This window comes from Devosia sp. (assembly GCF_035944845.1).
In the GTDB taxonomy this organism is placed as follows: domain Bacteria; phylum Pseudomonadota; class Alphaproteobacteria; order Rhizobiales; family Devosiaceae; genus Devosia_A.
On sequence record NZ_DASZAW010000093.1, the window covers coordinates 1 to 18142 of the forward strand.

Consider the following 18142-nt stretch of genomic DNA (forward strand, 5'->3'; position numbering starts at 1 on the left):
GCGGATGGTGTAGGGGAACTCTTCCGCCTTGGGACGGATCGGGTTGATGGCGCGCCAGGCGAGCTTGCCGTGACCGATTTCGCGACGGCCGGGCGAGCCCATGCGGCCAGCTTCACCGACCGAGTAGGGCGGGAAGTTGTAATGCAGCATGAAGTTCACCTTGCCGGTGCCTTCGAGGCTGTCGACGAACTGCTCGTCATCGCCGGTGCCGAGCGTGGCAACGACGAGAGCCTGGGTTTCGCCGCGGGTGAACAGCGCCGAACCATGGGTGCGGGGCAGCACGCCGACTTCGGCAACGATCGGGCGGACGGTGGTCAGGTCACGGCCGTCGATACGCGACTTGGTGTCGAGGATGTTCCAGCGGACGATCTTGGCCTGCAGGTTATGGACGACTTCGCCCAGGTCCTCGGCCGAGACGGTGCCGGCTTCGATCTGGGCCGCGTAGTGCGCCTTGACCTTGGCATTGGCGGCATCGACCGCAGCGTAGCGCTGCGCCTTGTCGGTGATCTTGTAGGCGGCGCGGAGGTCGGCCTCGGCCACCTTCAGCACGTCGGCTTCGAGCGCCGAGTAATCAGGAGCGGTGAAATCACGCGGCTCCTTGGCGGCGAGCTCGGCCAGCTTGATGATGGCGTCGATGACCTTGCGCGAGGCTTCGTGACCGAACATCACGGCGCCGAGCATGATTTCCTCGGAGAGCTCCTGGGCTTCCGATTCCACCATCAGCACGGCGTCCTGGGTGCCGGCCATGACCAGGTCGAGCTTGGACTCGGCGCGACGGTCGACGGCGAGGTTGAGGACGTATTCGCCATCAATGTAGCCGACGCGGGCAGCGCCGATCGGACCCATGAACGGAATGCCCGAAATGGTCAGGGCCGCGGAGGCGGCGACCATGGCGAGCACGTCCGGGTTGTTCTCCATGTCGTGCTGCAGAACCGTGACGACCACCTGGGTCTCGTTCTTGTAGCCATCGGGGAAGAGCGGACGGATCGGGCGGTCGATCAGGCGCGAAACCAGGGTTTCGTTTTCAGTCGGACGGCCTTCGCGCTTGAAGTAGCCGCCCGGGATCTTGCCGGCGGCGAAGTACTTTTCCTGGTAGTTGACGGTCAGCGGGAAGAAGTCCTGGCCCGGCTTCGGCGACTTGGCCGAAACGACGGTGGCGAGCAGCACGGTTTCGCCGAGCGTGGCGAGCACGGCGCCATCGGCCTGGCGGGCGATCTTGCCGGTCTCGAGGGTGAGGGGCTGGCCGCCCCAGTTCAGCTCAACTTTGTGGTAGTCGAAGTTGATGGGCATTTCGTTGTCTTTCCATTCTGCCGGAATGAGCGGGAACGCGGGGGCGTAGCCACCCCGCGAACTCATCCGGTGTGCCAGCCGCGCGCCGCACCCCATGTGCGACAGCAGCCCAAAATCGGCACGGTTTCCGCGCTGACGTCCCAGGTGTCAGCTGGGGCGGAACATGGACAAGACGATGAGCCGCTCAGTTTCCTTGAAGCAGGAGGTGCCCATCCTTGCGGAAGGTCTGGCACCGTGAGCGGCCGATGATCTCGCCATGCTCCGCGTAGTTCGTCAGCCTACGCAACGACCCGGCAGCGCTGCCGGGGCGGACCCGCGAGGCGTGCCTCGTGGGTCCAAGTCATAGTCCAACCTGGCCTTGCTAGGTGGTCGCTCGCTCGAACCGCAAAAGTCTGACAACTTTTGCCGAGCAAGCTCCATTAGCGGCGCAGGCCCAGACGCTCGATCAGCGCCTTGTAGCGCGCTTCGTCCGACTTCTTGACGTAGTCAAGGAGACGGCGGCGCGTCGAAACCATCTTCAGCAGGCCGCGGCGGGAGTGGTTGTCCTTGCCGTGCAGCTTGAAGTGTTCAGTGAGATTGGCGATGCGTTCGGACAGGATCGCAACCTGGACTTCCGGCGAACCGGTGTCATCCTTCTTGGTGGCGTAGTCCTTGATGAGCGCAGTCTTCCGCTCTGCGGTAATCGACATCGGAAAGGTCCTTTCAAAAGAGGATCATCGGGACGCTGCCGCCCGGGATGTCGTCCAGGTGGAGCCATGAATAAGCGCCGGCCGGGCCGGAACTTGCGCGCTCTATAGGGGAAAGGGCTCGAGAACGCCAGTTATTTGTCGGAAGCGTCGGCCTCGGCGGCGCCGTTGAGGCTGTCGGAAGGGTCGAGCGAGCTCAGCGGAATGGTGAAGCGCCACTCGATGCCGAGTTCGTGCACCTCGCGCTCGACCTCACCATTGAGCGAGCGGCCAACCATGTTCTCGAGCACGGTGGTGCCGAAGCCGCGGCGAGTGGTGGCCTCGCCGGGTAGGCTGCCGGTTTCGTGCCAGACAAAGCTCACGGCGTCGTCGAGCCGCTTCCAGGTCAGCTCCAGCCGGCCGCCATCCCCGGCGAAGGCGCCGTACTTCACCGCATTGGTGGCCAGCTCATGTGCTGCCATGCCGAGAATCTGCGCTGCCTGGGCGTTGATGCGCAGCGAGGGACCATCGACCACCACCCGCTCGCCATCCACCGGACAGAACGGATCGATCTGGCTGACGAACAGCTCCTTGAGATCGACGCCGGCCACGCCATGCGCCAGCAGCAGATCGGTGGAGCGCGCCAGCCCGAAGATGCGGCGCTCGAAGCTCGAGACGAACTCGGGCACCGTATCGGCTCCGCGCGCCGTCTGCTTGGCCATCGCAGCGATCACCGTCATCTGGTTCTTGGAACGGTGTGCCAGCTCGCGCATCAGGAAGCGCACCTCGGTCTCGGCGGCCTGGCGGCGACGCGAGGCATCGCCGAGCGCGCTCGACACGGTTTCGATCTCCTCGATCGGGAAGGGACGCGCTTCCACCGGCTGGCCGGCGCCGAGCCGCCTTGCGTCGGCCTCGAGGCCATGCACCGAGCGGCCGATCTGCAGGCTCACGCCATAGACCACGAGGACCACCAGCGCCGCCAGCAGCACGCCGCCGGCCAAGAGCGACCAGAATGCGTCGGCGAGGGGCTTGGCCACGACGCTGCGATCGGCCCAGGCCACCAGGGTCCAGCCGGTGAGGGTCGAGCGCTGGGCGACGACCAGGTAGTCCTTGCCCTCGGAAACGAGGCTGCGCCAGCCTGCGGTCGAGCCCAGTTCGTCGATCGGCGCGAGGTTGAAGGCGTCGCCGGTGTTGCCGCCCTGATCGGCGGCAGCGATGATCACGCCCTTCCTGTCGACCAGCGCCACATGCCAGCCCTCGGGCATGCGGCTCGCCAGCAACGTATTCGACAGCTGGCCCGCGGCGCGGCTGAAGCCGAGGATCAGCGGCTCCTGGCCGGCCGGAAAGATCGGCTGCAGGATGTTGACCACCCATTGCTTGGAGAGACTTCCGAACACCGCATCCGATATCGCCACCTCGCGGCTGTCGAAGGCCCGCTGCGCGGTCTCGACATCGCCGATCGGATTGGCCTCCTGCTCCGACATCGGCACCCGCGTGGAAAGGTCCGAGGTCATATCCGGGTGGACGAGATAGACGAAGGACGAGGTGTTCTCGAGCGCCACGCTGACCCGGGCGTGGAACTCGGGATAGGCGGCCGGGCTGAGCGGTGGGGTGGTTGCGAGGACGCGCAACGTCGTGATGTTGGCGTTGATTTCGCGGTCCACCGCCTGAACGATGGAGCGGGCATTGCCGGTGATCAGCGTTTCGACCACACGCTCCTGCGCCTCGTTGTTGCGCTGCAGCAGGATGGCGGAAAAGATAAAGGCGGGGACCAGCGCCACCAGCGCCAGGACGAACAGGTAAACTGCAATTGGCCGGGCCGTCGGGCGGCGGCGACGTGCGACAGCACCACCCTCAGCCGGGCTTGGCCCGTCAGCCATAACGCACCCCGGCGAAAATCAACCCGAACCCCTGTGCACTTAAGTGCACTGGAACGCCGTATATCACCATTGGTTCCAGTGGTTCGGCAAGAATTGTCAGACGATAACGCGTTGCGGTTTGAACATGCCAGCTTCGACCCGGCCCAGCGCCACCGCGACGCCGGCGCTGCTGGCCCAGGCGCTGTCGAGCGCGATCGGCGCCGAGGCGCCGCCGAGCAGCACGGGGTTGCCATGCCGTACGGCACTCACCTGATCGGGGGTGAGGCGGATCTCGGGCAGCAGCGACAGACCGGCGGAAACCGGCAGCAGCAGGGCATCGCGATCCGCGGCGGCTTCCAAGGCCGCGAGCGTTACCGCTCGCGCCGCATCGAAGGGGCCAACGGCAGTGCGGCGAAGTTCGACGACATGGCCATAGGTGCCGAGCTGGCGCGCCAGGTCGCGCGCCAGGGCGCGCACATAGGTACCCTTCTCGCAGGTCATTTCGAGCCGGCTGATGTCGCCGGCGTGCTCGATGAGCCGGAGGGCTTCGACGTAGACCGGTCGGGCCGCCAGCTCGACCACCTCGCCGGCTCGCGCCAGGTCATAGGCGCGCTCGCCGTCGACCTTGATGGCCGAGAAAGCGGGCGGAGTCTGCATGATCTCGCCGGTGAAGTCGGGCAACGCAGCCAGGATTTCGGTCTCGGACGGCCGCATGTCGGAGCGGGCACTGACGTCGCCTTCGGCGTCGTCGGTGGTCGTCTCCTCGCCCCACTTGATGGCGAAGCGGTATACCTTGGTGCCGTCCTGTACGGCCGGCACGGTCTTGGTGGCTTCACCCAGTGCGATCGGCAGGATGCCGGTGGCGAGCGGATCGAGCGTTCCGGCGTGGCCGGCCTTCTTGGCACCGAACAGCCAGCGGAGTTTGCCCACCGCCTGGGTGGAGGTCATGTCATAGGGCTTGTCGAGAACCAACCAACCGGAGACGTCGCGCTTGGGGGATTTTGTTTGGGGCATCGGTTCCATCGCCTCCCTCCCCCTGTGGGGAGGGAATGAGGGTGGGGGTGGCGGCCGGCACAAGCGCGTGGGGCTCCACCCCACCCTTGATCCCTCCCATCAAGGGGAGGGAGACCCGACTGCTGGTATCGCCAGAGTCGCTTACTCTTCGTCCTCATCCTTATGGATGTCGCGCTGCACCCGGTCGGAGCGCAGCAGGGCGTCGATCTTGCCGAACTCGTCGAAAGTGTTGTCGACGAAGAACTTCAGGTCGGGCGCAAACTTCAGGTCGAGTGCCGGTGCCACGCGGCCGCGGATGAAGCGGTGGTGGCGGTTGAGCGCCGCGACGATTTCCTCGGCGCCTTCGCCGCCCAGCGGCATGATGTAGGCATTGGCGAGCTTCAGGTCGGGCGTCATGCGGACCTCGGGCACGGTGATGACCTTGCCTTCGAGCAGCGGATCCTCGATCTCGCCACGTGAGAAGACGCCCGCCAGGGCGTGGCGCACCAGTTCGCCGACGCGCAGCATGCGCTGGCTGGGACCTGTGGGCTTGTGGGTGTCGCGTTTCATCGGGGTGAGTTAGGCGCTTGGCGGCTTTCCGTCAACGGTGGGGCGTTCCCCTCCGCTCGAGGCAGGAGCGTCAGGCGCACTGCTCTGCCTTGTCCCCGTCCGTGCCGGAGGCCTTGCCCTCGATCAACCGCTCGAGCCCGTCGAGGATACGCTCGAGGCCGAAGTCGAAGGCGAGGTCGGGGTTCCCCAGGCCATAGAGTTCGCCGACCACCGCGCCGACCCGGCTGGCCACCGGATAGGGCGAAAAATCCATGGTCTGAAGGAATGGCTCGATGGTGTACCACCACTCGTCGTCGCTCATGCCGGTCTGCGCCTTGACCATGTTGGCCCGAACCACGTCGCGCACCGCCCCATGCACATAGTTGGCGACGAGGATGACGCAGAAATCCATCTCGACTTCGCCGAGGCCGAGGCCGTCGAAAACGGTGAGGAAGTTGTCGTAGGCCCGAATGGTGTTGGGCCCCAGTACCGGCCGGTGGGTGCCGATTTCCAGCGCCCAGGGATGCGCCAGGTAGAAGCGACGGAAACTCCGTGCCACCAGGGTGACATTGGCGCGCCAATCGTCCGGATGGAACCGAGGCGTTTCCTCGCCAGCCTGCCCGGTGGCGACGGCGTCGAGCATCAGGTCGAGCAGCACCGCCTTGTCCGGAATGTGGGTGTAAAAGCTCATCGGTGAAATGCCGACTGCCTCGGCGACCCGCCGGGTGGAGACCGCATCGATCCCCTCGGCATCGGCAATGGTGACGGCCGCCGCCACCAGGTCGGTGACGCTGACCCGCGATTTGGGCCCGCGCCTGGGCGGCGCCGCCTTGCCCCACATCAGCTCCAACGTCCGGATCGGATCGCCGCGACCGGTAATTTCCTCGGCCATCCGGCCTCCCACAAAATAACTCTTTACAGCGTACGGGATTGGGTCTATCCAAACTCCGTACACTGCACAATGTTATATCGCCTGGCCGCGAATGTCGAGATATCCCTTCGGACATCGCGCCCTGCGTGTCGAAAATCAGCCTGCTGACACGTCATGTCAGCAGGGCTGGTTACGCTCGTCCAACCTGAAGCGTATTGAGGAGTGAAGCAATGATCCATGCCCGCGGACTGAAGCGCAGCTTCAAGACCAAGCAGGGTGTCGTCGAAGCGGTACGCGGCCTCGACCTCGACGTGGCGGAAGGGGAGCTGGTGGCATTCCTCGGCCCCAACGGCGCCGGCAAATCCACCAGCGTGCGTATGCTGACGACGCTGCTGCCGCCAACCGAGGGGGCAGCAAGCGTTGCCGGCCATGACGTGCTGCGCGACGCCAACGCGGTGCGCCGCCGCATCGGCTATGTCGGCCAGGGTGCCGGGGCGGGCGGCTACAACAAGCTGCGCGACGAACTGCTGACGCAAGGCGCCGCGCAGCGGATGAGCAAGGCCGACTCGACGCGCCGCGCCGACGAGCTGATCGGCATGCTCGAGCTCACCGGGCTCGAACAGCGGACGGGCATGAGTCTGTCGGGCGGGCAGAAGCGACGGGTCGATATCGCGCTCGGGCTGATGCACAGCCCCAAGGTGCTGTTCCTCGACGAACCCTCGACCGGGCTCGACCCGCATAGCCGCGCCAACCTCTGGGAGCACATCCTGAAGCTGCGCAAGTCGACCGGCATGACGATCTTCCTCACCACCCACTACCTCGATGAGGCGGACTCCATGGCCGAGCGGGTGATGATCATGGACAATGGCCAGATCATCGCCAACGACACGCCGGAGCGGCTGAAGGCGAACCTCGCGGGTGACCGCATCACCATCGATGCCGACAACGCGGTGATCGCCGCCGAACTCGCCGCCAACCTGCCCGAAGCGCGCGACATCAGCCGTGACGGGGCCAGGGTCGGCGTCACGGTAAAGGGCGGCGAGGCCGTGCTGCCCGAGTTCATCCGGGCGCTGGATCAGCGCGGGGCCCGCGTTCTGGCCGCCAATGTCCGCCGGCCGACGCTCGACGATGTGTTTCTCGGGCTGACCGGCCGTTCGCTGCGGGAGGCCGCAGCATGAAAGGACCATTCGCACCGATTCGAGGGCGGCGCGCTTCGGAAGATGAACCGCGCCGGGTTCTGGCTCCCCTCCCCCTTGAGGGGAGGGGCGGGGGGTGGGGGTCCATCGGCTCCAGAACCGCACCACTCCCTCAATCCCTCCCCTCAAGGGGGAGGGAAGCAGAAGAACCGCATCCTTCGTTCCTACTTGGGAGATTCACCCATGACCTTCTTCCGTGACGTCGCCACCTCGTTCACCCGCGAGATGAAGCCGACCCTTGCCGATCCGTCCTGGATGGCGTTCGGGCTGGTGCAGCCGGTGCTCTACCTCGCGTTCTTCGTGCCGTTGCTCAATCTCGGTGGCTCGACCGCCGAGGCGCTGCAATGGTTCGTGCCGGGGATGATCGTGATGCTGACGCTGTTCGGCACCGCGATGGTGGGCTGGAGCCTTACCGAGGAGCTGATGAGCGGGGTACTGGAGCGCTTTCTCTCCACCCCGATGAGCCGGCCGGCGCTGATCTTCGGCCGCTCGCTCAAGGAGATGTTCCCGCTGGCGCTGCAGGCGCTGGCGCTGATCGTGCTCGCCTGGCCGTTCGGCCTTCAGCTGCATCCGTTCCAGATGCTGTTCGGCTTGGCGCTGCTGGCCCTGTTCGGCGCCGGGGTGGCGGCGCTCTCCTATGCGCTGGCGATCGCGGCGCGGCACAACACCTCGCTGTTCTACATGGTGAGCCAATCGGTGGCGCTGCCGCTGATGCTGCTCGGCGGGGTGTTGCTGCCGATCGAAAACGGGCCAGGCTGGCTCTATATCGCCAGCCGCTTCAACCCGCTGACCTATCTGATCGAGGCGGAGCGGGCGCTGTTCGCCGGCGAGTTCTTCACCACCACGGTGCTCTGGGGCGTGCTGGTGGCGCTCGGCACCGCCGCGGTCGGGCTCAGCATCGGCGCCCGGGCCATCCGCAAGGCGAGCCTCTGATTTCCGGCCCGGCCTGTCAGTGACTAAACAGCCGGACGCCCATGCTGGTGTCCGGTTCCTACTCCTTCGAGGCCAAGATCATGAACGCAGAGAATATCAGCATCCCGGTCCTTCCCTCGGCGGCAAATGGCCGCCCGGATGAAGCCCAGGCGCTCGCCGCGCGCATCGAACTGGCGCTGGCCATGGGCCAGCAGCAGGTCGCAACCGACCTCCACCGCCGCTTCCAGGCGCTGCCGCTAACGCAAGCCGAGCGGCGCCGGATCCATGCCGAATTCGCGGTGCTCGACCGGCTGCGGTGAGGGGCTGCTACCCCCCGCCTCGATGTCATCCCGGCGAAGGCCGGGAACCATCCTGGGGTGCCTCGGCCGGCCATGGATCGTGGAGAGACCTCAGGATGGGCCCCGGCCTTCGCCGGGGTGACAAGGTGGTTGGGGCGAGGCCTTGCCTTTGCCCAAAACATTATTTAACTAACTGGTAAAGTACAAGAGGACGCAGATGTACGGTTCGATCAAAATCCGCGGGGCGCGGGAGAACAATCTCAAGAACGTGTCGCTCGATATCCCGAAGCGGAAGATCACGGTGTTCACCGGTGTCTCGGGATCAGGCAAATCCTCGCTGGTGTTCGGCACTATCGCGGCCGAGAGCCAGCGGCTGATCAACGAGACCTACCCGGCCTTCGTCCAGCAGTTCATGCCGCATTACGGCCAGCCCGATGCCGACGAACTCGAGAACATTTCGGCCGCCATCATCGTCGACCAGCAGCGGCTCGGCGGCAACTCGCGCTCCACCGTCGCCACCGTCACCGACGCCGCGCAGATGCTGCGGGTGATCTTTTCGCGGGCCGCCGAGCCGAAACTCGGCGCCCCCGGGCTCTATTCCTACAACGATCCGCGCGGCATGTGCCCCGACTGCGAAGGGATCGGCCAGGTCGCGGCGATGGATATGAGCGCGGTGATCGATGAGTCGAAGTCGCTCAACCAGGGCGCCCTGCTGCCCAAGGATTTCGCCGTCGATACCTGGTACTGGGAGATCTACAGGAACTCCGGCCTGTTCGACATGGACAAGCCGGTGTCGAAGTTCAGCGCCGAAGAGCGCGAGAACCTGCTGAACCTCGACGATGGTCGCAAGATCAAGGTCGGCAAGATCGGCCTCACCTATGAGGGCGTGGTCACCAAGCTGAAGAAGGGGCTGGGCTCGAAGGACCCCGAGAACCTGCAGCCGCATGTGCGGCTCGAGTACGACAAGATCTTCACGCGCAAGACCTGCCCTGCCTGCGGCGGCGCCCGGCTCAACGCGGCGGCGCTCGGGAGCAGGGTCAACGGCAAGTCGATCGCCGAATGCTCGGCGATGCAGGTCTCCGACCTCGCGCCGTTCGTCCGTTCGATCGAGGCGCCGTCGATCAAGCCGATGATCGAAGCGCTGGCGGCGCGGCTCGAGAATCTCGTCACCATCGGGCTCGGTTATCTCAGCCTCGACCGCGAAAGCTCGACGTTGTCGGGGGGCGAAAGCCAGCGGGTGAAGATGGTGCGCCATCTGGGCTCATCGCTGACCGACATCACCTATGTGTTCGACGAGCCGAGTGTCGGGCTGCACCCGCACGATGTCGGCCCGCTGGCCGGGCTGATGCAGCAGCTGCGGGACAAGGGCAACACGGTGCTGATCGTCGAACACAAGCCCGACATGATCGCCATCGCCGATCATGTGGTCGATATGGGCCCGTTCGCCGGCAGCAAAGGCGGCGAGATCGTCTACGAGGGCGATGTCGACGGACTGCTCAAATCCGGCACGCTGACCGGCAACCACATGAAGAAGCACCAGCCGATCAAGGCCGACGGCCGCAGGGCCAAGGGTCAGCTGAAAATTGCCCATGCGAAGACCAACAACCTGCGCGATGTGTCGGTGTCGATCCCCGAGGGGGTGCTGACCGTGGTCACCGGCGTCGCCGGCGCGGGCAAGAGTTCGCTGATCCAGGGATCGTTGCCGGCGGCCTACCCCGATACCGTCATCATCGATCAGAACCTCAACCGCGGCTCGTCGCGCTCCAATACCGCGACCTATACCGGTATCCTCGACACAGTCAGAAAGACCTTCGCCAAGGCCAACGGCGTAGACGCGGCTTTGTTCTCGGCCAACTCGAAAGGCGCCTGCCCCGACTGCAAAGGCCTGGGGGTCACCTATACCGACCTCGCGCATATGGACCCGGTGGCCAGCGTCTGCGAGAGCTGCGAAGGCAAGCGCTTCACCGACGAGGTGCTGCAGCACAAGCTGCGTGGGCGTGCGATCAGCGACGTCTATGAGATGAGCGTCAGCGAGGCGACCGAGTTCTTCACCGAACCGGCGATCGCGAAGATTCTGCGTGGCCTCGACGATGTCGGACTCGGCTACCTGACGCTGGGCCAGCCGCTCTCGACGCTGTCGGGCGGCGAGCGGCAGCGGCTGAAGCTCGCGGCCGAACTGGGCAAATCCGGCAATATCTACGTGCTGGACGAGCCGACCACGGGGCTTCACATGAATGACGTCGACACGCTGATCGGGTTGTTCGACCGGCTGGTCGACGCCGGCTCGACGGTGATCGTCATCGAGCACAATCTCGACGTGATCAGCCGCGCCGACTGGGTGATCGACCTCGGGCCGGGGGCCGGCCACGAGGGCGGCAGCGTGGTGTTCGAGGGCACGCCGAGCGGTTTGCGCGGGGCGAAGGGGAGTTTGACGGGGGCGGCGCTGGCGGCGCGAGACGCCTAACCAGCTCCCGCCGGTGCGGCGGACCCCCCACCCTTAATCCCTCCCCAAGGTGGGGGTGTTCGGGGACATGGTGGACAGGTTGGGCTGTGTTGTTTCGTAGGTCGATCTCGGCGATGCGGTGGTGCCGACAGCACAGCTCGAACGCCGGAAGCCCGGGAGTCGAACGGGCTTGCGCGACTCATAAGTATTTGCTTATGTGTTGGCCATGGAAGCAGATATCTTCAAGGCGCTGGCCGATCCCAACCGCCGCGCCATGCTGGAGCGGCTGGCGGCGGGCGAGCTAACCGGTTCGGCGCTGGGCCAGGGCTTTGCCATCTCGCAGCCGGCGATGTCGCAGCATATTGCGGTGCTGCGCGGCGCCGGATTGATCACCGAGCGGCGCGAGGGGCGGAGCGTCCACTACGCGGTGAACCCCGACGGCATGGCGCCGCTGCATGATTGGCTGAGCCGCTACCAGGCGTTCTGGCCGGAACGGCTGGGTCGCCTCAAGGACTTCCTCAAGGAGATGGATCAATGAGCGAGCTCAACCCCGAAGCCGAGCGCGTGACGGTCGAATGCGCGCTCGATGCTGCGCCGGAGAAGGTGTGGCGGGCGCTGTCGATCCCGGCCTATCGCGATGCCTGGCTGCTGCCCGACGGTAATGGCGAACGCTTCACCGCTGAAGTCGTGGAAGCGGTGCCGCCGCATCGGCTGCGCCTCAGCTGGCGCGAGGGCGATGCCGCAGGAGAGCTGGTGACCTTCACGCTCGAGGCGACACCCGAGGGCGGCACGTGGCTGCGGCTGGTGCACGACCGAGCGCCAATGCAGGTGCCGATCCCGGCCAATACCAACACCATGATGCTGCGGGCCGCTTAAGCCCCAACTCATCACCCAAAGCCGTTCTGAAGGAGGTTGCCGATGCGCGACATGATGCAGCTCGTCCCTATGGTCATCGAACAGTCGACCCGCGGGGAGCGTTCATTCGATATCTTCTCGCGGCTGCTGCGCGAGCGGATCATTTTCGTCAATGGCCAGGTCGAGGACCAGATGGCAGCGCTGATCTGCGCCCAACTGCTGTTCCTCGAATCCGAGAACCCGGGCAAGGAAATCTCGCTCTACATCAACTCGCCCGGCGGCGTGGTGACGGCGGGGCTCGCCATCTACGACACCATGCAGTTCATCAAATCGCCGGTGTCGACGCTGTGCATGGGCACCGCCTATTCGATGGGCTCGTTCCTCCTCGCCGGCGGGGCGCCCGGCCGCCGCATGGCGCTGCCCAATGCCTCGATCCTCGTGCACCAGCCGTCAGGCGGGGCACAGGGCAAGGTCACCGATGTGCTGATCCATGCCGAGGAGAGCCAGAAGGTGAAGGCACGGATCAACCGGATCTATGCCAAGCACTGCGGACGGACGATCGAAGAGGTCGAGCGCACGCTGGATCGCGACCGCTACATGTCGCCGGAAGAAGCGCGCGACTGGGGGCTGATCGACTCGATCTTCACCGAGCGGGCAGAACTGGCGATGCCGGTGCCGGAGTTGCTGATGGGGCGGTGATCCCTTCTCCCCTCAGGGGAGAAGGTGGCCGAAGGCCGGTTGAGGGGTGAAGCGGCGCAACTCGCGCTCGCTGAGAAGCTGAACCCCTCACCCTAGTTCCGCTACGGACCTATCGGTCCTAGCTCCACTACCCTCTCCCCTCAGGGGAGAGGGGCCACGGGGTTCACCGATACCCCGCCGCCTGCAACTCGAACAGTTCGGCATATCTCCCGCCATTCGCCATCAGCTCGGAATGTGTCCCCTGCTCTTCCACCTTGCCGTCGGCCAGGACGACGATGCGGTCGGCCATGCGGACGGTGGAAAAGCGGTGAGAGATCAGTACTGCGGTGGTGCCTTCGGCGAGGTTCTTGAAGCGGGTGAAGACTTCCGCCTCGGCGCGGGCGTCGAGCGCCGCGGTCGGCTCATCGAGGATGATGATTTCGGCGTTGCGCATATAGGCCCGGGCGATAGCGACCTTCTGCCACTCACCTCCCGACAGATCCTGGCCTTTGAGGAAGGTGCGGCCGAGCATCTGGTCATAGCCGCCTGGGAGTTTTCGGATCACCGGATCGGCAAGGCTCTGCTCGGCGGCCGAGACGATGCGCTCGCGATCGCCCGCCACCTCGATACGGCCGACGCCGATATTGTCCGAGGCCGTGAAGCTGTAGCGCAGGAAGTCCTGAAAGATCACACCGATATGGGTGCGCAGATCAGCGGTGGCGAATTCCTTCAAGTCGATGCCATCCAGCGTGATGCGGCCCTCGTCGGGGTCGTAGAGGCGGGTCATCAGCTTGACGATGGTGGTCTTGCCGGCGCCGTTCTCGCCCACCAGCGCCAGCGTCTCGCCGGCTGGGACCGTGAAGCTCAGGTTGCGCACCGCCCAGGTTTCCGAGCCGGGATAGCGGAAGCCGACATTCTCGAACACGATCCCTTGGCGCACTGGAAGGGGGAAGGTCTTGGGATGCTTCGGATCGAGAATGGTTGGCTTGATCTCGAAGAAGCTGAACAGGTCGTCGAGATAGAGCGACTGCCCGGCGATCTGAGTGAAGCCGATGAGGATCTGCTGCAGATAGCCGTTGAGCTGCGAGAAGCTGCCGGAGAGGAACACCAGCGTGCCGATGGAGAACTCGCCATGCAGGGTCCGCCAGACGATATAGGCATAGGCGGCGTAGTAGGTGAGGGTCGAAATCGATGCGAGCAGCCCGGTCTGCAGCGCGCGCTTGATCGAGAGGTTGCGGTTCTCAATCAGGATCTGGTCAGAGAGCCCCTTGAAGCGGCCGGAGAGGAAATCGCCCAGCCCGAACAGCTTGATCTCCTTGGCGCTGTCGGCGCTGGCGCCGATCTGGCGCAGGTATTCGAGCTGCCGCCGCTCGGGCGAGCGGTTGTGCGAGATCCAATAGGCGAGGCGGTTGAAGCGGAACTCACCCCACACCGCCGGGATCAACGCCAGCGCCAGCAGCCCGATCAGCAGCGGCGCGTAAACGAAGAGACCCGCGGCGAGCGCAATGGCGGTGATCATCGCCTGGGCCTGGCCGAACACCTGCGAGATGACGGTCGAACGGCTCGAGGCCTGCCGCCGAGCCCGCTCCAGCCGGTCCTGGTATTCTGACTGCTCGAAATGCTTGAGGTCGAGCTTGGCCGCATGCTCCATCAGCTCGAGGCTGACGGCGTTGGAGTGGCTCTCGCCCAGGATATTGTCGACCACGTTGATGGCGCGGTTGAAGGCGTCGCGGGCGAAGACCAGCACGAATTCGCCGACCAGCAGGGCGATCAGGAAGCTCAGCCGGCCGCTCTGCAGCCAGTCATTGAGCTCGGGGCCGGGCACGCCGAGGCTGGTCTGGTGCACCACCTCGTCAATGATCAGCTTGGTCAGCAGCAGCACCAGCGGCGGCTGGATGGCAACCACCAGCCGCAGCGCGATACTCAACCCCATCAGCCAGGGGCTGGTGCGCCACATCTGGGCGAACAACCGGCCGAGGTGGCGGAAAGTTTTGAGCCGCTCGCCCTTGTCGAACGGCAAGGCATCGGGGATGTCCGGGCCGTTCGCCCCACGTCCCCCGCCCCCGACTCTACCGCCAACGCCACGCATCGAAAATCATCCTGAAATCGAGAACAACTCTAGGGTGGAGCGCGCTACGGCGAAACCAGCAATTCGGGCAGGTGCACGAACCGGTCAGGGGACGGACTGGTGCGACAGCCGGTCGATGTCCTCGCCGAACGCCGTTATCTCGTCCCGATCGGCAAACGCCGTAAGCGGCACGATCAGCGCCTCGGGTGGCGCGGTGACGAAGACGTGGGACTTGCCGATGGCGACATCGGCAATGGTTTCGTAAGCGATGAACAGCTGCCGCTCGGCCGTGGTCACTGCAAGGTGGTCGCCCCACTGCTCCAGCGTTACGACCATGGGCGCGGGAATGCGGCGACGCGCCCGGCGGTGCGTCGCGAGCGTCATCACAGCGGCGGCCAATCCATAGGCGATACCGACCAGAATCAGGGCGAAGAGCCAGAAGCGCCAGCCCCATTCCGGCCCGACCCACTCCGCCGGCAGGAACGCCACGAGGCCTCCCGCGACCGCGAGCCAGATCAGCAGCAGCCATTTGCGCCAGCCGATCATTTCACGCGGCAGGGCCTCATAGGCGAGCGCATCGGCAGTGGTCAGGGTGTAGCTGAGGGTGAGGAGAGGTTCGGACATCAGGTCAGATCATCGCCCGATCGGCGCGCCGGTTGACCAGTTCGATAAACGCCTGCTGCTCGACCTGTGTACTGTGTCGAAAATTGATCCATCACAAAAAGCCAAACGAAATCGGGCACCAAGTGACCTTGATGCCCGATCCGGTACTGCCTTTGAAGCGCTTTTACAGCGAACGAACCACGCTCTCGACGCGGAAGCATTCGATGACGTCGCCGGCGCGGATGTCTTCGTAGTTTTCAAAGGCCATGCCGCATTCCTGACCGACCGGCACTTCCTTGACTTCGTCCTTGAAGCGCTTGAGCGTCTTGAGCTTGCCTTCGTGGATCACGACGTTGTCGCGCAAGAGGCGCACACCGGCACCACGCTCGACGATACCCTCGGTCACGCGGCAGCCGGCGACCTTGCCGACCTTGGTGATCGAGAACACTTCGAGGATCTCGGCGTAGCCGATGAAGGTCTCGCGACGCTCCGGCTTCAACAGACCCGACATCGCCGCCTTCACGTCATCCACGAGGTCGTAGATGATGTTGTAGTAGCGGATTTCGATGCCCTCGCGGGTGGCGAGGTCACTGGCCTGCTTGTTGGCGCGGACGTTGAAGCCGATGATGATGGCGTTGGATGCCGAGGCCAGCGTCACGTCGGACTCGGTGATGGCGCCGACACCGCTCATCAGGATCTGCGCCGAGACTTCGTCGGTCGAGAGCTTGTTGAGTGAGGCGTTGATCGCTTCGACCGAGCCCTGCACGTCACCCTTGATGATCAGCGGGAACTTGGCGATGCCCGAGGCCTTGAGCTGATTCATCATCTGCTCAAGGCTGGTGGCGCCGCCGCCCGCGGTCTTCTCGCGGATCAGGCGCTGACGGTACTCGGTCACTTCACGGGCCCGCGCTTCGGTCTCGACCACAGAGAAGCGGTCGCCGGCCGATGGCACGCCGGTAAAGCCCAGCACTTCCACCGGAATGGACGGGCCGGCTTCCTTCACCTGCTCGCCCTTGTCGTTGATCAGGGCACGAACGCGGGCGAACTCGGTGCCGGCGACGACGATGTCACCGATCGAGAGCGTGCCGCGCTGCACCAACACGGTCGCCACCGCACCGCGTCCGCGATCGAGCTTGGCTTCGATGACCAGGCCCTCGGCGCGCCCGTCGCGGGCCACCTTGAGCTCGAGCACTTCGGCCTGCAGCAGGATGGTTTCGAGCAGCTTGTCGAGGCCGGCCTTGGTGACCGCCGAGACTTCCACGTCGAGCACTTCACCGCCCATCGATTCGACGAACACTTCGTGCTGCAACAGCTCGGTGCGAACGCGCGTCGGGTTGGCCGAAGGCTTATCCATCTTGTTGATGGCAACGATGATCGGCACCCCGGCCGCCTTGGCGTGCTTGATGGATTCGATGGTCTGCGGCATGACGCCGTCGTCGGCCGCCACCACCAGCACCGCAATATCGGTCGCCTGGGCGCCGCGGGCACGCATGGCGGTGAACGCCTCGTGGCCCGGGGTATCGAGGAAGGTGATTTTCTGGCCGTTCTTTTCGACCTGATAGGCACCGATGTGCTGGGTGATGCCACCGGCTTCGCCGGAGACCACGTTGGTCTCGCGGATGGCGTCGAGCAGCGAGGTCTTGCCGTGGTCGACGTGACCCATGATGGTCACCACCGGCGCGCGGTTGGTCAGATCCTCGGCCTTGTCGTCGGCCGGGATATCGTACAGTCCCTCTTCCACGTCGGCGTCGGAGACGCGCTTGACGGTGTGGCCGAGTTCGGTGGCGATCAGTTCGGCGGTATCGCTGTCGATGATGTCGGTGATCTTCACCATCTGGCCCTGGGCCATCAGGATCTTGATCACGTCGACAGCCCGCTCGGACATGCGGTTGGCCAGCTCCTGGACGGTGATCGCCTCGGGAATGGTCACTTCACGGCTGAGCTTGGGCGCCTGCTGCTGGTTGCGGCCCATCTTCTTGTCGCGACGGCGACGCATGGCGGCCAGCGACGGCCCCTTGTCGCGATCGGACTCGGAGCCGGCATTGGTGACGGTCAGGCGGCCACGGGCGAAGGCTTCCTCGCCAGCGCGGCGGGTCGGACGCTCGGGCGTGGTCACGGTGCGCGCGGCACCGCCACGGCGGGCGTTCTCGAGCTCGGTGGCATTGACCAGCGGCCGCGCGGCCGGAACCGTACGGGTCTTGCGGCCATCGGCCTCGGATGGCGGCGTCGGCGGCAGCTCGGCCACCGGGGTCGCCGGGCGGCGCTGCGGCGCCGTTTCGGCGGCACGGCGAGCCGGCGATACGCGCGGCTCACGCGAAGCGGTCGAAATCTCGGCGACTTCTTCGAGCGCACGATCGGCCTCGGCGGCACGCGCCTTGGCTTCCTCGGCTTTCTGGGCCTCCTCGCGGAGCGCCCGGCGGCGGGCGTCTTCCTCGATGCGGCGGGCTTCCTCGGCGCGGGCGCGAGCCTCGTCTTCGGCCTGGCGGCCGGCAGCTTCGCGCAGGGCGCGGGCCCGGGCATCGGCCTCGGTGGCGCTCAGGCCACCACCGGGACGCGGTGCAGCGCCGGAACGGAGCGGCGGTCGGCCCTGGTTGGACTGGTACGGGCGATTGCCCGACGGCGCACCCGACGAAGCGGGGCGGCCCGAACCCTGGGACGGCGCACCGCCACCGGTCTGGGGCGGCCGCGGCGTGTGTGCGCCGGGTGAGCCGGGCGGCACAAAGCGGGTGCGCTTCTCGACGACCACAGTGTTCCGCGACGAACGTGCCACATTGGGGCGTGCCCCCACGCTGGGGCCTCCCTTCAATGACAGCGTCTTCTTGCCGCCGGCACCAGAATCTTCGCGCTTGTCGTCGTTATCA

16 protein-coding genes are annotated in these 18142 nt (G+C 65.5%); 7 read left to right on the forward strand and 9 right to left on the reverse strand.

Going from position 1 to position 18142, the window contains the following annotated elements:
* The 6 genes from pnp to VGV07_RS18770 form a co-directional block, all read right to left on the reverse strand.
* Positions 1 to 1290: polyribonucleotide nucleotidyltransferase (gene pnp, locus VGV07_RS18745; protein WP_326870248.1), on the reverse strand; the 1290-nt coding region annotated here is incomplete at its 3' end.
* Positions 1291 to 1709: 419 nt separating this feature from the next.
* The gene (rpsO, locus tag VGV07_RS18750; RefSeq protein ID WP_055874294.1) at positions 1710 to 1979 is read right to left on the reverse strand and encodes a 30S ribosomal protein S15; all 270 of its coding nucleotides are present in this window, start codon (positions 1977 to 1979) and stop codon (positions 1710 to 1712) included.
* 131 nt (positions 1980 to 2110) lie between these two features.
* Complete coding sequence (locus VGV07_RS18755; protein WP_326870249.1) at positions 2111 to 3835, reverse strand: sensor histidine kinase; 1725 nt, start codon at positions 3833 to 3835, stop codon at positions 2111 to 2113.
* 96 nt (positions 3836 to 3931) lie between these two features.
* The gene (gene truB, locus VGV07_RS18760; RefSeq protein ID WP_326870250.1) at positions 3932 to 4828 is read right to left on the reverse strand and encodes a tRNA pseudouridine(55) synthase TruB; all 897 of its coding nucleotides are present in this window, start codon (positions 4826 to 4828) and stop codon (positions 3932 to 3934) included.
* A 141-nt stretch (positions 4829 to 4969) separates the two neighbouring features.
* Positions 4970 to 5377: a 30S ribosome-binding factor RbfA gene (gene rbfA / locus VGV07_RS18765; protein WP_326870251.1), complete on the reverse strand. Its 408-nt coding sequence runs from the start codon at positions 5375 to 5377 to the stop codon at positions 4970 to 4972.
* 70 nt (positions 5378 to 5447) lie between these two features.
* Positions 5448 to 6248 carry a TetR/AcrR family transcriptional regulator gene (locus VGV07_RS18770; protein WP_326870252.1) on the reverse strand — a complete coding sequence of 267 codons (801 nt, stop codon included), beginning with the start codon at positions 6246 to 6248 and terminating at the stop codon, positions 5448 to 5450.
* Positions 6249 to 6457: 209 nt separating this feature from the next.
* On the opposite strand from VGV07_RS18770, the gene VGV07_RS18775 reads away from it, so the two are divergent.
* The 7 genes from VGV07_RS18775 to VGV07_RS18805 all read left to right on the forward strand — a co-directional run bounded on the left by VGV07_RS18775 (position 6458) and on the right by VGV07_RS18805 (position 12631).
* On the forward strand, positions 6458 to 7405 hold the full coding sequence (locus tag VGV07_RS18775) for an ATP-binding cassette domain-containing protein (protein WP_326870253.1): 948 nt from the start codon (positions 6458 to 6460) through the stop codon (positions 7403 to 7405).
* A 201-nt stretch (positions 7406 to 7606) separates the two neighbouring features.
* Positions 7607 to 8356 carry an ABC transporter permease gene (locus VGV07_RS18780; RefSeq protein ID WP_326870254.1) on the forward strand — a complete coding sequence of 250 codons (750 nt, stop codon included), beginning with the start codon at positions 7607 to 7609 and terminating at the stop codon, positions 8354 to 8356.
* Between the two features lie 47 nt (positions 8357 to 8403).
* Positions 8404 to 8655 carry a hypothetical protein gene (locus VGV07_RS18785; protein ID WP_326870255.1) on the forward strand — a complete coding sequence of 84 codons (252 nt, stop codon included), beginning with the start codon at positions 8404 to 8406 and terminating at the stop codon, positions 8653 to 8655.
* 196 nt (positions 8656 to 8851) lie between these two features.
* A complete protein-coding gene (locus tag VGV07_RS18790) occupies positions 8852 to 11098 on the forward strand; it encodes an excinuclease ABC subunit UvrA (RefSeq protein WP_326870256.1) in 2247 nt (748 codons plus the stop codon).
* 205 nt (positions 11099 to 11303) lie between these two features.
* Positions 11304 to 11615 (forward strand): metalloregulator ArsR/SmtB family transcription factor, encoded by a 312-nt coding sequence (locus tag VGV07_RS18795; protein WP_326870257.1) that lies wholly within the window; start codon positions 11304 to 11306, stop codon positions 11613 to 11615.
* The gene (locus VGV07_RS18800) at positions 11612 to 11953 is read left to right on the forward strand and encodes an SRPBCC domain-containing protein (RefSeq protein WP_326870258.1); all 342 of its coding nucleotides are present in this window, start codon (positions 11612 to 11614) and stop codon (positions 11951 to 11953) included. The genes VGV07_RS18795 and VGV07_RS18800 overlap by 4 nt, the downstream gene beginning before the upstream one ends.
* A gap of 42 nt (positions 11954 to 11995) precedes the next feature.
* Positions 11996 to 12631 carry an ATP-dependent Clp protease proteolytic subunit gene (locus tag VGV07_RS18805; RefSeq protein WP_326870259.1) on the forward strand — a complete coding sequence of 212 codons (636 nt, stop codon included), beginning with the start codon at positions 11996 to 11998 and terminating at the stop codon, positions 12629 to 12631.
* 163 nt (positions 12632 to 12794) lie between these two features.
* Here VGV07_RS18805 and VGV07_RS18810 read toward each other — a convergent pair whose 3' ends face one another.
* The 3 genes from VGV07_RS18810 to infB all read right to left on the reverse strand — a co-directional run.
* A complete protein-coding gene (locus VGV07_RS18810; protein ID WP_326870260.1) occupies positions 12795 to 14630 on the reverse strand; it encodes an ABC transporter ATP-binding protein in 1836 nt (611 codons plus the stop codon).
* 153 nt (positions 14631 to 14783) lie between these two features.
* Positions 14784 to 15302, reverse strand: a complete 519-nt coding sequence (locus VGV07_RS18815) for a hypothetical protein (RefSeq protein WP_326870262.1) — start codon at positions 15300 to 15302, stop codon at positions 14784 to 14786.
* A 163-nt stretch (positions 15303 to 15465) separates the two neighbouring features.
* The coding region (infB, locus tag VGV07_RS18820) for a translation initiation factor IF-2 (RefSeq protein ID WP_326870263.1) at positions 15466 to 18142 on the reverse strand (2677 nt) is incomplete at its 5' end.